At 38.2% G+C, this 15603-nt stretch carries 11 protein-coding genes; 8 read left to right on the top strand and 3 right to left on the bottom strand.

All coding sequences use genetic code 11. From position 1 onward, the window contains the following. Positions 1–423: 423 nt before the first annotated feature. Positions 424–1101, bottom strand: coding sequence for a LytR/AlgR family response regulator transcription factor (locus KZP23_RS19965; RefSeq protein WP_226333533.1), 678 nt, complete (start codon positions 1099–1101; stop codon positions 424–426). After that, positions 1101–2528, bottom strand: a complete 1428-nt coding sequence (locus KZP23_RS19960; protein ID WP_226333532.1) for a sensor histidine kinase — start codon at positions 2526–2528, stop codon at positions 1101–1103. Before KZP23_RS19960 ends, KZP23_RS19965 begins: the two co-directional genes overlap by 1 nt. 510 nt (positions 2529–3038) lie before the next feature. On the opposite strand from KZP23_RS19960, the gene KZP23_RS19955 reads away from it, so the two are divergent. Further along, a complete protein-coding gene (locus tag KZP23_RS19955; protein ID WP_226333531.1) occupies positions 3039–4091 on the top strand; it encodes a LacI family DNA-binding transcriptional regulator in 1053 nt (350 codons plus the stop codon). A 376-nt stretch (positions 4092–4467) separates the two neighbouring features. Here KZP23_RS19955 and KZP23_RS19950 read toward each other — a convergent pair whose 3' ends face one another. Next, on the bottom strand, positions 4468–5445 hold the full coding sequence (locus KZP23_RS19950) for a M23 family metallopeptidase (protein WP_226333530.1): 978 nt from the start codon (positions 5443–5445) through the stop codon (positions 4468–4470). Between the two features lie 134 nt (positions 5446–5579). On the opposite strand from KZP23_RS19950, the gene alaS reads away from it, so the two are divergent. The 7 genes from alaS to KZP23_RS19915 all read left to right on the top strand — a co-directional run bounded on the left by alaS (position 5580) and on the right by KZP23_RS19915 (position 15459). Further along, positions 5580–8210, top strand: a complete 2631-nt coding sequence (gene alaS / locus KZP23_RS19945) for an alanine--tRNA ligase (protein WP_226333529.1) — start codon at positions 5580–5582, stop codon at positions 8208–8210. Positions 8211–8300: 90 nt separating this feature from the next. After that, a complete protein-coding gene (gatB, locus tag KZP23_RS19940) occupies positions 8301–9764 on the top strand; it encodes an Asp-tRNA(Asn)/Glu-tRNA(Gln) amidotransferase subunit GatB (protein WP_226333528.1) in 1464 nt (487 codons plus the stop codon). Positions 9765–9769: 5 nt separating this feature from the next. Then, on the top strand, positions 9770–10888 hold the full coding sequence (locus tag KZP23_RS19935; RefSeq protein WP_226333524.1) for a TlpA disulfide reductase family protein: 1119 nt from the start codon (positions 9770–9772) through the stop codon (positions 10886–10888). Positions 10889–11114: 226 nt separating this feature from the next. After that, the gene (locus tag KZP23_RS19930; RefSeq protein ID WP_226333523.1) at positions 11115–11579 is read left to right on the top strand and encodes a nucleoid-structuring protein H-NS; all 465 of its coding nucleotides are present in this window, start codon (positions 11115–11117) and stop codon (positions 11577–11579) included. Between the two features lie 25 nt (positions 11580–11604). Continuing rightward, a complete protein-coding gene (locus KZP23_RS19925) occupies positions 11605–12183 on the top strand; it encodes a hypothetical protein (RefSeq protein ID WP_226333522.1) in 579 nt (192 codons plus the stop codon). Beyond that, positions 12180–13022: a hypothetical protein gene (locus tag KZP23_RS19920; protein WP_226333521.1), complete on the top strand. Its 843-nt coding sequence runs from the start codon at positions 12180–12182 to the stop codon at positions 13020–13022. The genes KZP23_RS19925 and KZP23_RS19920 overlap by 4 nt, the downstream gene beginning before the upstream one ends. After that, the gene (locus KZP23_RS19915) at positions 13009–15459 is read left to right on the top strand and encodes a leucine-rich repeat domain-containing protein (RefSeq protein WP_226333519.1); all 2451 of its coding nucleotides are present in this window, start codon (positions 13009–13011) and stop codon (positions 15457–15459) included. Before KZP23_RS19920 ends, KZP23_RS19915 begins: the two co-directional genes overlap by 14 nt. Positions 15460–15603: the final 144 nt, after the last annotated feature.

The following is a 15603-nucleotide window of genomic DNA, read 5'->3' as shown; positions in this document are numbered from 1 at the left end:
GCAATAGCCCTGTAAAATTAATCATTTTAGTTTGTTTTCTATAAAAAGCTCGCTGATCACTTTTTTTATGCTACAAATGAGGAGGAGCATTTTGAATGTGATGTTGCTGATGGTTTGACCAATTATTTTGCTGTGCGAAGATTAGGGCTTCAGAAGAGGTCAATGCCACTGTCTCGGTAGCGCAACGATTTACGAATTCAGCAAATTCCTCTACTTGTGGTCTGTATGTTATAAGATCAGGAATATATCTTTGAATAAGTCCAAATGGAAGATATGGGGCAATGACTGTTGCTTAAGAACAAGAATGGGAGTAAGCTAAAAAAACTGATTTCGTGATTTTTTTAAATCATTGATAATAAATAGATTGTGAGAAAGTTTTTTAATCAAAATGACCACCAGGATTTTCCAAGGCGGTCATTTTGATTAATTGATTGATTCAAGGTTTCCAGCGTAATTGCTGCCGATAGGGATTTTATGTTTTCCAATAGTGACCTGATGTCTCTCTATTTTTTCAATTTTGTCTTTGTGAACAATAAAGGAGCGATGGATTCTAAAAAATGATTCAGACAGTAGCTTTTCAGCTTCTTGAAAAGTCATTCTGCTCATGATTTTGTTTTCTTTGGTTTGAAAGGTGACATAATTTCCAGAGGCCTCCAAAAACAGGATTTCGCTCAGTAGTATTTTTACCTGTTCGTAGCCTGTTTTCAGGAATAAGGAATTTTTTTCTGTTTCTTTCCTGTTTTTTAATATCCATAATTCATTGGCCTTAGTACAGGCTTTGGTAAATCTGGCTAGGGAAAACGGCTTCAACAGGTAGTCTATAGCGTCCAACTCAAAACTTTTTACTGCATGCTCAGAATAGGCAGTGGTAAAGATAATCATGGGTTTATTGGCTGGAAGAGTTGCAAATTCCATTCCAGAGATATCAGGCATTTTTATGTCCAAGAATATCAGTTCTACTGGATTGTTTTGCAGGTAATCCAAAGCTTCAAAGGCATTGGTAAATGTTTTCTCAAGTTGGATAAAGTTGACCTTGGAAGCATGGCTTTTGATTACTTCCAAGGCAAGCGGTTCATCATCTATGGCTATGGCTCTGAGCATCAGCTTTTGGTTAATTGTATGGATAAATGTACAAAATATTCCAGATCATTTTCGCGGATTACCAATTCATGTCTGTTCGGATAGAGCAGTTTTAACCTTTGTTTTACATTTTGCAGCCCTATGCCTGAAGCTTGGTGTTCAGGGTCTTCTTCTTTCTTTCGATGGATGCTGTTGTTGATGTCCAAATGAAGCGAGCCTTCCAGACATCTTAAATTGATGTTGACCCAAGATTTTTTTTGCAGACTGATACCATGCTTGAAGGCATTTTCAATAAAAGGAATGAGGAGCATGGGGGCGATATTTCCCTTACAATGGTCCTCGTTGCTGCTGAAGAGAATTTCAATGTTTTCCTGTTCCTGAATCCTTAGTTCCTGTAGGTCCACATAATTGATCAAATAATCGATTTCCCTGTTTAGAGGAATACTGTCTTGGGTATTCTCATGCAGCATAAATCGCATCATATCCCCCAACTTTTGGACGCTTTCAGCTGTTTTCTCGGCATTTTCTTGAAGAGAGATTCCATAAATGGTATTCAGGGCATTAAAGAGGAAATGGGGATTGATTTGATTTCTTAGTTGTTTGAGATCAGTTGTTTTTTCTTCAAGCTGGATATTCAGATTATCCAACGTTTCGATATAATGTTGGTATTTTTTGAACAAGGCGTTAGAAACGGGATTGATGATGAGCATCAAGGCGAGGATGGCTACAAAACCAACGATGAGTGCCTCCTCTTCTTCAGATACGCCCGTAATGAAGATAAAAATCAAGGCAATCAATGAAGGTAAAAACCAATAATAGAATTTGGCCAATTTCACCTTTCCCAATTCCCTGTTCCTATAAACCAAGAAGTAATTATACAACAGGATTATTATCAGGGATGGAATGACGAATAGGTAAATGATGGTAATAAAAAAGTGAAAAAAACGATGGAATTTGAATAAAAATATACAAAGGAAAATATAGGCAGTGGAAAGCCTTAATATATTATAGCTAAGGTAGTTGGGGGGATTACTGTTTAGCGTTAGGTTTTTGAAAAAGCTGATCACGATAAAGTAACCAACATATAAGGCTATTCCGGAAAAATAAAATGGAACAAATATATCTCTTCCAAAATCAGCACCAACATAAAAGGCTCCTACTAAAAACCATGAGCTGAAAAATAACAGAGCGCCAAACAAAATTAATTTCCACATTTTCTTCTCCTTATGGTAAATAGGGATCACCTTCATATGCATAAGGTAAAATGCTATAAACATAATAGAAGGTATGAATATATAAGCCAGGTACCTTGCCATATCACTGTGGTCGTGATTGAGATAGTCTAATCCAACTTTGGCTCCAAGGATATTAGATAAGATGATGAAGAAAAATGCAATGGCCACTAGCCATAGCTCAATAGGTCTAAAATTTAATGGTTTCTCTTTCATGGTGTTTGTTTAAATAATACTAGGGCAATGATAGGTACTGCAGTAGGCTTCAACAAAAAAATGTGATCAACACCTATATAAATGGGATAAAAAAAGGTGACCGCATGGCCACCTATTAGAGGTTTGATAGGTATGATTATTTAGAATCTTGATTTCAGTTTTACTAATGTAATTTAAAATTAGTGGTATCTCCAAACTCAATTTTGCCGCAATCGGTTGTGCAATCATTTTCATAAATTCTATTTAAATGTGTTCTAAATTAATTTGCTAGTACTTTGTTAAAATGCCAGGGAATATGTATGTTAAAACTCAGTTTTATCCTGCTTGTCCAAGTATAGGAAATCACCCAAAATACTTGGACTGATATTTCAAGCTTTATGCATTCTGGGCGTATTTTATGCGTCAAGGGTAAATTATGATGTGTTTAGGTATGTCCTATATATGACCCTGATAACAAACAGGATAAATACTCGCCATAAATTTTTAAATTTGTCAAAACAAAGCAAGTTCATGTCAGAGAAACATCAATTAACACTTAAGGACATTGCCAAGGAGTTAGGCTTGGCAGTTTCCACTGTATCTCGGGCTTTAAAATCCCACCCAGATATCAGTAAGGAGACCATTAAGCTGGTAAAGGATTATGCTGATAAGCACCATTATGTACCGAATCTATTGGCGGTTAATTTTCGTAAGAGTAAAACCTTTAATATTGGTTTGATCATTCCAGAACTGGTACATCAATTTTTCTCCAGTATTATCAGTGGTGTGATCAAGGAAGCCAATGAATATGGCTATAATGTGATGATTTGCCAGTCCAATGAGCATGTTGAGGACGAAAAGAAGGTGGCAAAGGCCTTATTGAACAGTCGTGTGGATGGTGTAATTATTTCCTTATCCAATGAGACTGATGAAGTCAGCCATTTGGAGGACTTTATTGCTGCGGATATTCCAGTGGTTCAAGTCGACAAAATCAGCGATCAATTTGATACGCCAAAGGTGATTGTCAATGACTATGCCGGTGCCTATCAGGCTGTTAGTCATTTATTAGATTTAGGATACAAGCGAATTGCGCATATCAGAGGTCGATTAATTGTGCAACACTCCAATGAACGCTATCGTGGCTACGCTGAGGCACTTGAAAAATATGGGCAAAAAGTCAATGAGGAATATGTCAAGGTATGTGATTTACTGACAGAAGAGGAAGGCTATGATTTTGCGCAAGAATTGATGCGTCTCCCAGAAGTGCCAGATGCTATTTTTTGTGTGACGGACTTGGTGGCCCTGGGAGTGATGAAGTATTTGCGGGAAAAAAACATTAAGGTACCAGAAGAAGTGGGCATCATAGGTTTTAGTAATTGGAAATTGGGAGAAATCGTAAGTCCCACACTTAGCACGGTGGATCAGCCTGGTTATGAAATAGGCGAAAAAGCCATGCAGTTGCTATTGGATAAGATCAATAATGGCATGGAAAGTCCAAATGAGCGGGTGGTCCTAAGTGCAGATTTAATTGTCAGAGAATCAGTTAAAAACGTTTGGGCAGGGGATGAAAATCTTCTGACTTAATCACAGGGATTTTTTACTTCATAATCTCTTGATTTAACGCGATAAAACTGGTGTTTGTATTATATTAAATGTAACTTGATGAAAAGTTGAATGGACATGGAGATAGCCTTTACCCTGATAACTCTGACCCTGCTATTTGGACTGAGCTTATTGTCAATTTATCCAGAAAAGTATTTTAGGAAGTTAAGCTACAAATACTCGCATCAGCATTGGCCCGACTATAAAAAGCTTCGATTATCGGAACCCTTCTTTTTTTGTTTTTTAGGAGGTTATATGATGGCTTTTATGGCGGTTTATTTTATCTATTGAGCAAGAAAAATCCCCAGCAGTTTACCTAGAATTGCTGTGGATTTTTCTTATTAAAGTTGTTTTGAAATTATGATAGTGATTGGTTTTCTCTGGAGGCCAGTTCAAGGATTTTATCAAATTCTGAAGGTTCGATGTCTTTGAAGAAATAGTTGACCGGATTGATTTTTCTATCATCTTTAATGACCTCATAGTGTACATGCGGTGCTGTAGAGGTTCCGGTATTGCCCACTTTGCCAATTTCATCTCCTCTTTTGACAGTTTGGCCTCTTTTGACTGAGAATTCATTCATATGTCCATACCTGGTTTTAAAGCCAAATCCATGGTCAATTACGATGGATTTTCCATAACCGCCAAATTCCGTCTTGACTTCAACTACTTTTCCATCCCCGGTAGCATAGATAGGAGTTCCTTTTGGAGCGGAGAAATCAATGCCGGTATGCATTTTCCTTACTTTGAGGACTGGGTGCAATCTCATCCCAAAACCAGAGGCCAGTCTGTTTAGGTCTTCATTGTGGATGGGCTGTATAGCAGGAATGGATGCCCAATATTCTTCTTTGTTTAATGCTTTTTCGGCCAGTTCATCATAGGATAGGGATTGTACATACATTTGCTTTTTGAGCTTGCCTACTTTTTCCAGTACATCAATGATCAATTGTTCCTGTTGTAATCCTTTATCTTTTAGTTCAGCATAGCGGTCACTTCCTCCATAGCCAGCCTCACGGATGGATCTAGGGATGGGTTCAGATTCAAAAATCACTCTATATAAATTATCATCCCTGTCTTTCAAATCACTCATCATACCGTTGAGACGGTCGATTTCGGTATTCATCATTTGATAATAGAACTTCAGTTCTTCATTTTCCTTTTTGAGCAGAAGCTCTTTTGGACTGTCAAAATAATAACTGAAAACTAATAGGATCCCTACTGCTGTGATGGATGATAGAGAAAGAAAACCCAATACGCCCAAAAGTACATCCCATTTACTTTTAGTATATCTTTCGTATTTACAGGTTTTTGGATCGTAGTAATATTTTATCCTACTCATTATTAAATCAATGGTAATTCTTATATTTTTGTAGCCCTATAGTTGGGTACGAGTGACTTATTCGAAACCGCTCAATTCGCCAATATAGACATATCAATTGTATTATCCGAATATTAATAAGCATAACTCATTACATGGACGCTAAAAGAATCAGAAGTACTTTTATAGAGTATTTCCAATCCAAGCAACACCAATTTGTACCTTCTTCACCGATCGTTGTGAAAAACGACCCTACGCTGATGTTCACCAATGCCGGTATGAATCAGTTTAAGGATTATTTCCTTGGTAATGAGGTGCCTGCCTATACTAGAGCAACTAACAGCCAAAAATGCCTGAGAGTTTCAGGTAAGCACAATGATTTGGAGGAAGTAGGTGTAGATACCTATCACCACACCATGTTTGAAATGCTTGGCAACTGGTCTTTTGGAGATTATTTCAAGAAGGAAGCGATCGCGTGGTCATGGGAATTGCTCACAGAGATCTATAAACTTCCAAAGGACAGATTGTATGTGACCGTGTTTGAAGGAGATGCTGGGGATAAATTGGAAAAGGACATGGAAGCCTTCGGAATGTGGGAGGAACATGTTGAGAAGGAAAGAATTCTCTTTGGAGATAAAAAAGATAATTTCTGGGAAATGGGTGATATTGGACCTTGTGGACCATGTTCTGAAATCCATATTGATCTAAGGCCAGAAGAGGAAATCAAGCAGGTGCCAGGAAAGGACTTGGTCAATATGGACCATCCTCAGGTAATTGAAATTTGGAACTTGGTATTTATCCAGTTCAATAGACAAGCCAATGGCAGTTTGAGTGAATTGCCTGCCAAGCATATAGATACAGGAATGGGTTTTGAAAGATTGGTGAGGGCCATTCAAAACAAGACCTCCAATTATGACACCGATGTATTTACTCCGTTCATTGAGGCGGTGGAGAAGAAGTCTGGTAAGAAATACGGTGATGATGAAAAGATTGATATTGCCATTCGAGTAATAGTAGATCATATCAGGGCGATTTCCTTTACAATAGCCGATGGTCAGTTGCCTTCCAATAATAAGGCCGGGTATGTGATTCGTAGGATTTTAAGAAGGGCTGTAAGGTATGGTTATACCTTCTTAGGTTTTACCGAACCTTTCCTGTATGAATTGCTTCCTTTGCTGTCAGAGCATTTTGGAGAAATGTTCCCAGAGATTGCTTCCCAGCAGGACTTTATAGCCAAGGTGATTTTTGAGGAGGAACAATCCTTCTTGCGCACTCTGGACAATGGATTGAAAAGACTGGAACACATCAAAGCCGATATGGACAACAAAGGCGAAAAGGTCATTCCTGGCCAAGTAGCTTTTGAATTGTATGATACTTTTGGTTTCCCTCTTGACTTGACCTCATTGATAGCCAGGGAAAATGGTATTTCAGTGGATGAAAGAGGATTTGAGCAGGAAATGAACAAGCAGAAAGAGAGGTCTCGTGCCGCTGCTGAGCAAGAAACTGGCGATTGGGTTTTGGTAGGCGAAGATGGTGGAGTGCAGTTTGTTGGTTATGATAACTTGGAAAGCACAAGTCATATCATCAAGTATAGAGAGATCAAAGAGAAAAAATCTACCAAGTACCAACTGGTATTGGAAGAAACACCTTTTTATGCAGAGAGTGGTGGGCAAGTAGGTGATACGGGTATTTTGGTGAATGACCAAGAGACTATTAAAGTATTGGACACCAAAAAGGAGAATGACCTGATTGTGCATTTTGTGGAAAAACTTCCCCAGAACCCAACAGCTAGCTTTAGGTGCAAGGTGGACAGGAGGAAAAGGGAATTGACCATGAATAACCATACAGCTACGCACTTATTGCATGCTGCATTACGGGAGGTATTGGGAGACCATGTACAACAAAAAGGCTCATTGGTCAATGAAAACTTATTGAGATTCGACTTTTCCCATTTTAGTAAACTGACTGATGAGGAGATTGCTCAGGTGGAGCATATTGTCAACCAGAAGGTTAGGGAGAATATTCCTTTAAATGAGCAAAGAAATGTTCCTATTGAGGAAGCCAAGAAGATGGGAGCGACAGCGCTTTTTGGTGAAAAATATGGTGAATTTGTACGTGTCATCACCTTTGGAACCGAATATTCCGTAGAACTTTGTGGTGGTACCCATGTATCCTCAACTGGAAAAATAGGTTTGTTCAAAATAGTATCTGAAGGGTCAATTTCTTCCGGTGTAAGGAGGATAGAGGCGATATCTGCTGAGGCTGCCGAAGAGTTTGTCAACGAACAAGTCAACTTGATAAAAGAATTGCAGGAGATGCTGAAGAATCCAAAGGATCTTAAGAGGACCATTCAGACATTGATCCAGGAGAGGGGTGAGTTGAAGAAAGAAGTAGAAGCTTTACATCTAAAACAAGCAGCGGGTTTGAAAGATGAACTGATCAAAGCTCAAGTGAGCAAAGATGGTGTCAATCAAATCATTGCTAAGGTTTCTTTGCCATCGGCAGATGCCCTGAAAAAGTTGGCCTTTGAATTGAAAAATGAGGTGGACAATGTACTCGCGGTGATAGCAGCTGACATTAATGGTAAACCACAGGTAGCGGTGGTGATAGCGGACTCTTTGGTAGCTGAAAAGGGGTTACATGCAGGAAATACAGTAAGGGAATTGGCCAAAGAAATACAAGGTGGAGGCGGTGGTCAACCGTTTTTTGCCACAGCAGGAGGTAAGTATGCTGAAGGTTTGGATCAGGTAGTGATCAAAGCAAAAGAAATGTTTTCTTCCATATAATTAGTTTTCTCGGGTTGATGATTTGGTTTTGGGTGAAAACTCCACCATTTTTGGAAATCTGAAGCGCTTCAAAAAAAATATACAATAAAAATGCCATCTAAGGAAATCAAAGATAAATATGAATTAGTCGTAGGACTAGAGGTTCACGTTCAGTTGCTGACCAAAAGTAAAATGTATGCGTCTGATTCCACAGAGTTTGGAAACCTTCCAAATACCAATATTTCAGTAATTACATTGGGGCATCCAGGGACTTTGCCTAAAGTAAACAAGCGGGCGGTAGAATTTGCGATGAAGCTGGGATTGGCCTGCAATAGTGAGATTACGAGAACCAATATTTTTGCCAGGAAAAATTATTTCTACCCTGATTTGCCTAAAGGATACCAATTGACACAGGATAAGAACCCTGTTTGTGTAGGTGGTTTTGTGCCAGTGACGCTAGAGAAAAAGGGGGAGAAGAGAAATGTGGAACTGACTAGGATTCACATGGAAGAAGATGCTGGTAAATCCATGCACTTGGCAGGGGAAGTAGATACATTGGTGGACTATAACCGTGCAGGTGTTCCTCTTTTGGAAATTGTAACGGAACCCTGCATCAAATCTTCGGAAGAGGCTTACCAGTTTATGGCAGAGATCAGGAAATTGGTACGTTATTTGGAAATTTGTGACGGTAATATGGAAGAAGGTTCCATGCGTTGCGATGCCAATATTTCTACAAGACTGAAGGGAGAAACGGCACTGGGCAAGAAAGTGGAGGTGAAAAACATGAACTCTTTCCGAAATGTAGCCAGGGCTATTGAACATGAGTTTGATCGCCAAATTGATATGTTGGAAAATAATGAGGAAATCATTTCCGAGACAAGAACATTTGATGCGACCACAGGCTTAACATCCAGTATGCGTACCAAAGAAGATCTGAATGATTACAGGTATTTCCCTGAGCCTGATTTGAGTCCTGTTGTGATCTCAGAAGAATGGTTGGAGAGCATTAAGGTAGGGATGCCTTCATTACCAAGAGAATTACATAAGCGATTTGTAGAGGAGTTTGGTTTGCCGGAATATGATGCCAATGTATTGACAGATTCCAAGGAAATTGCGCTTTATTTTGAGGAATTGTGTGCTGAAACCAAGAATTATAAAGCAGCATCCAACTGGATGATGGGGCCGGTGAAGTCATATTTGAATGAGCTTACACTGCATATTTCTGATTTCCCAGTGACACCAAAACAGTTGGCCAGCTTAATTTCATTAATTGATGAAGGTAAGGTAAACTTTTCTGTTGCCTCTCAGAAAATCTATCCTGAAATGTTAAAGAATGCTTCGCAAACACCACTGGAGATTGCACAGAAGCTGAATTTGATTCAGGAAAGTGATGAAGGTTCATTGAAGCCAATAGTAGAAAGTGTCTTGGCAGAGAATGAGGCAAAAGTTGCAGAATACAGGTCAGGCAAGAAAGGTCTTTTGGGAATGTTTATGGGGCAAGTGATGAAAAAGTCCAAAGGCAAGGCAGATCCAAAAGTGGCCAATAAAATATTATCCGAACTATTAGACAACTAATTCATATGAGGAATTACAATTATTATATTGCTTTACTATTTGTAGTATTAATCAGCTCATGTTCCAATGGGGTAAAAGAGGCTGTTTTTGATGGTGAGGTAATAGTGAGCGGAAAGCTCGAGAATCAGCCGGAAGGTGATTTGATACTGTCCAGGTATACTGATAATAGTATTGAAGTGGTGGATACCCTTTCTATTAAGGGCAATGGTAAATTTGAATATAAATTAAGCTTGGATGGCCCCCATTTTTATGAATTGGACTTATTTGGAGAGAAACAAGTGAAGTTGGCTTTGTACGCTGAGGATGTTGATATTTCTTATGACTTCGATAAGGAAGAAAGCTTTGCCATCAGTGGATCATTTGATACGCAGCAAGTAGCCAAGGTAGATCAGTTGTCCGAGCAATACCAAGAGCAAATCAATCAATTGAATTCTGAATATTACGAAGCTCTTTCTGCTAAGGATGAGGCGGCCATTAAAGCCATTCAGGAAAAGGCGATGAATCTTGAGTCTGATCATGCCCAAAAGGTAAAGAGTACCATAGACAGCATGGAAGGTAGTTTTGCAGCTTTAGCTGCTGTAGGAATGTTAAATCCAAGAAATGATTTTTCTTATATAGATAGTCTGGTAAGCCAGTTGGATATGAAGTATCCAGACAATAAAATGATTTTGGGTTTAAAGCAGGAATTGGACGAAATGAGGGCCTTATCTATTGGTCAGCCTGCTCCTGAAATATCCTTGCCAAACCCTGATGGGGAAGTGGTCAATCTATCCGATTTCAAAGGTAAATATGTGTTGATTGATTTTTGGGCTGCTTGGTGTAAGCCATGTAGAGAAGAAAATCCAAATGTGGTAAGATTGTACAATGAGTATAAAGATAAGGGATTTGAAGTATTTGGTGTCTCTTTGGATAGGACCAAGGACGCTTGGGTAGAAGCCATTGAAGCTGATAAATTAACTTGGACTCATGTTTCCGATTTGAAATATTTTAATTCAGAGGCTGCGGCTACCTATAAAATTAATGCAATTCCAGCTACCTATATGGTTGATCCTGAAGGGAAAATCATTGCAAAAGATCTCAGAGGACCTAGCTTGGAGAATAAATTGAAAGAGATTTTTGAATAATGGAATGCTTTTTGTTTAAAATGCATGAGCGAAAATGAATCTTAAAGATATCCATTAGGAAATGATCAACTGAAATGACCTGACGACCTAAGTGTTACTTTAAAAGGTCGTTTTTGAGACTGGCTGTGAGAGAGGTCTTGATTTTCGGTAAAACTAGCTATTGCTGTTATAGTGGATATTTCAACATACTAAAAATTACCAACTTAAAATAATAATCTATTCTAACATGAAAAAAAGAAGTCTAAAATCACCTATTAGCAGGCTTATGACTTTGGCACTGTTTGGGCTATTGGCAATGGGCGCTTGTAAAAGTAAGAAAAAGGTAGTTGAAGCAGCTCCGGCTCCAGCTCCAGTAGAAGAACCTGCTCCTGCTCCAGTAGAAGCAGCACCAACAGCAGAAGAGGTAGCTGTAGGCAAGCTTGAGAATTATTTTTCAGCTGTGGCGAATGCATCTAGCGTTCAAAGTGCCAACAGCTCAATTCAAGAAGCATTGAGTATGTTTTCTAATCAAAATACACCTGTTTTGATTGTTATCCACGAAGAAAATGGAATCAAAGATTACGATGAACCAACTACCATCGTGAAGTATTTGAATTATTTGAAGGATACTAAGAAGAATTTGAATTTCATCAGTGACGTGCGACTAGATGGTAGCGGTAGAATCACTGAACTAGAACTTCGTAGAAGATAATTAAAACATAGAAAAGAAACTAATCATGAAAAAGCATATCCAAGCATTTATTTTATTGTTCTTTGCGACTACGCTTTTTGCTGCTGCGCAATCAGATAATATTAGTCCTCAAAGGAAACAGGCCATTGATTCTTTGGCTTTGGAGAAAGTAAAAGATCTTAGTAAGTACATCAGTATTATAGGTAGTAAAGAAACACAGTTTTCAGAAGCTAATCGTGTAATGGACAGGGCTGAGGAACTATTTGCTCCTGGAGCAGAGATGGGAGTTTCTTCTATCAATTCTCAGGAAGTAGCCTATTATCCTGTAAGAAGATACTTCGAGAGATTGATGGCTCTTAACTATGACAATGTAAAAATCAGTTGGTATGATATCCATTATATCTCTGATTTGGAGAGACAGCCTGATGGCAGATATGTAGGTGTAGTAACGATTTACCAAAGATTTGAAGGTACTTCTGCAGAGACTGGTCTTAATTATAAGGATACCACCAAAAAAGATATCACCATTTACGTAGAGAAGAAACAGACTCAGGTAGCTGGTAGAACTATCGAGTTTTGGGACGTGATGCTGGGTGATATTAGAGTGACTGAAACTTCCGCATGAAGAAATTAAGCTTATTAGTAATTTTAATAATTACATCCATACAGTTTGCTCCGGGGCAGGGTTTATACGGCCCCGGACAAATTAAGGATGACGGCAGATTTGCTGCTTCAACCAAACAATTAAACCAATTCTTTCGTCGATTTAATGCTGAAGAAAGCCAAGATGGGCTGACAAGGTACTATGCTGGTGATGAAGAATATCATAACAGGGAGCTAAGGACTAAATACATTAGTTTACTTTTTGATAATCAGACTTCCAATATCCCTGAGAATTTAAAACAAGAATTTAAAGACCAAGTCTTATCCAAAAGCTATCCGCAATACCTGAATTTCCATAGAGGCGGTTGGTTTGCAGAAGTTTCCACTGTGTTCCAATACAAAGGTAAAAGGGAGGATATCACTTTATTTATGAAGTTGGAGGAAGAAGGACTAGGTTATGAATGGGTGATAGATAAGGTGACTTTTGATTCCTTCAAGCGTTTTTTTGATAAGGAAGAAGGGAATAAGAAACCTTTTTTGCATCCACTAAGCCATGAGCTCGGTTTCATGAATCTTAGAAAAGCCTTACAGGATAATAAGAAACCAGAATCCTATACACCAGATGAGTTTGAGCCGGATTATTTGACCATATTTCTCTATGAAATAAAAAACGGTAATATAAAGTTTGAAACTGTAAAAGGAGTGAAGTTCCATTTCTTTCAAATTGATAACTGGTATTTTGAGGTGGCGCAGTTTAATAGACCAGGCTTTAACACTGGTTGGTTGGTGAGCAATCTCAGTAAATACAGCGATGAAAAAGAAAAAGAGGTTATCCTAAATTATATCTATGATCAGGAATAAGTATTATATTTTCTTTTGGGCCATTGTTCTGATCCCAGGATTGGGGATTGCCCAAGATATGGGAGGCTACTCTAAGCAGGAAATCAAAGATTTTAGCCAAAAAGTAGAGGACCAAGTTCAGTTTTTGGAATATTTCCTTAACACTGTAGGTAGTGAAGAAACTCCTGCCCGTGATAAGGATGTCATCATTACCGAAAGCTACAAGAAGATTTTTAGGGATAGTAAAGTCCAGGTCGAGGATGATTTGGTTCTTGACCGAAAGGTAATTACCAATAAAGATGTCACCGCTTATTTGAAAGATGTAGAGTTTTTCTTTAAGGACGCCAGTTTTAAGTTTAAAGTGAGGGATATAAAACCATTTCTTAGGGATAATGGTGAACTATCCTTTAGTGTATCCATGGACAGGACCCTTTCAGCAACAGGTCTAGATGGAGAGGAAATAGAAAACACCAAGCCTAGATTTGTAGAAGTAAATCTAGATAGACGTTCCAATGAACTGAAAATTGCAAGTATTTATACAACGAAACTCAGCAGGGACAAGGAATTAATGGAATGGTGGGGTACACTTTCTTTGGAATGGGAAACTTATTTTAGGGAAAGTTTTGATATCAGGATGGAAGATTCCATTACAGTTGATCATTTGAACAAGATCAGTGCTATAGATAGTTTGAATCTGTCGGGAAACACTTATATCCAAGATTTGAAGCCATTGGAAGCCCTTAGGGATCTGAAATATATTGATATTAGCAATACGATGATCAGTGAGCTAGGGCCAATCAGTAATGTTACCTTTTTGACCTATTTGGATGTTTCTAACACTCCGGCACAAGATATACAATTTGTAAAGTATGCGGAGAATTTACAGTACTTGGATATTTCCAATACTCTTATTCAGCAGATTGATGATCTACAGTATCTTGGTAAATTGAAGGTGTTAAAGGCGGAGAATACGCCTCTTATGAGCTTTGCAGCCTTGAATTCATTTGAAGCTTTGGAAGAGTTGAATTTGGGTAGAAGTGGCTTTAATAATATTGAAAGTATTAATCAGCTTAAGCAGCTCAAGAAATTGGGTGTTCAGGACAATTACCTGATCAATTTCAACTTTTTGGCTGAACTTCAAAGTTTGAAGGAAGTAAATTTGTCCCAAACAAATATAAATGATTTGACGCCTTTGGCCGGTCTTGAACATTTGGAAGTGATCAATATTAACCAGACAGATGTAAGTAGTTTAGAACCGATCAATGGTAACAAAAATATACAAAAAATCTATGCTGATAGGACGGGGATTTCAGAGGGACAAGCTGATGATTTTGCTAGAGAAAATAGAAGGGTTTTGTTGATTCACAATGTTGAGAATTTACAAACTTGGTGGTCTACTCTGCCTGATGCATGGAAAAAAGTGCTCGAAAATAATTTAATGGAGCGTGGTGGAACTACACCTACAGTGGAATCTATTTCGAGAATAGTAAGTGTTGATTCATTGGATTTATCTGGAAGTGAAATTGTTAATCTTCGCCCTGTTCTTAAATTCAAAAAATTGGTTTCTTTGAAATTTGATGACACCAAAATAAGTGATTTAAGCCCTTTGAGAGAATTGAAAACCTTGAGGCGAATTTCAGGAAATGCAAGTGTCATCACCAATGTGGAGGATCTTGAGAAGTTGTTAGGTTTGGAATATATTTCACTAAACAATACAGGTTTGGCAACTATTGCTCCATTGATGGGCTTGTCCAAATTGGAGTACTTGGATGTAGACGGTACGGAGGTGCCTTTATGGGAAGTACAAGATTTGCTGCAGGTGATTCCGAATGCTAATATTATCTTTAGAACCGATGAGTTAAAAGCATGGTGGAATGGCTTGGACAGTGTCTGGAAAGGGATTTTTGTAGAAGTAGGCAATTTATCTGATGAACCCAATAATCGGGAGCTTCATAAGTTAACTTCTATTCGAGAACTGGAGATAGATAGGGAAGGGATAAACTCTTTGAGACCTTTGGTAGATTTTATCAATTTACAGTCTTTAGAAATCCATGATTCTCCTCTCTATGATATCAGTGATATTGTTACTTTTGAGCGTTTGAGAAAATTAGAGATTTCCCAATCACCAATTACAGATTTGGAGCCTATTGGACAAGTAAGTAGCTTGGAGTACCTAAATCTTTCCAATACTGGAATTGAGGATTTACGTCCGTTGGAAAACTTGAAAGCTCTTAAGAGTTTAGTGATTTCTGGAACAGGTGTAAAGAGACTTAAAGGTTTAGAATCTTTAAATCAATTGGAGGAATTGGACATTGCGAGTACCAATGTGAGGAGTATAAACCCAATTGAAGATTTGACTAATCTTAAACGTTTGATCTGTTTTAATACCAGAATTAATAGCCGACAAATAGATAGCTTCAGGGAGTCCAATCCTGAATGCGATGTGAGGTATTATTAATTAGGTGATTGATCCTAATAAAGTATTTTGGATCAAGTCCAGCTTGATTTGAATTTTTCAATATCGCCTAAAAAGAAAGTAGCTTCTGTGTATTTGAAGAGCTGAGGGACAAAAAAAGTCCGATGGCAATTTGTCATCGGACTT

The organism is Echinicola marina, assembly GCF_020463795.1.
Classification (GTDB): Bacteria; Bacteroidota; Bacteroidia; order Cytophagales; family Cyclobacteriaceae; genus Echinicola; species Echinicola marina.
This window is presented reverse-complemented; position numbering and strand designations above follow the sequence as displayed.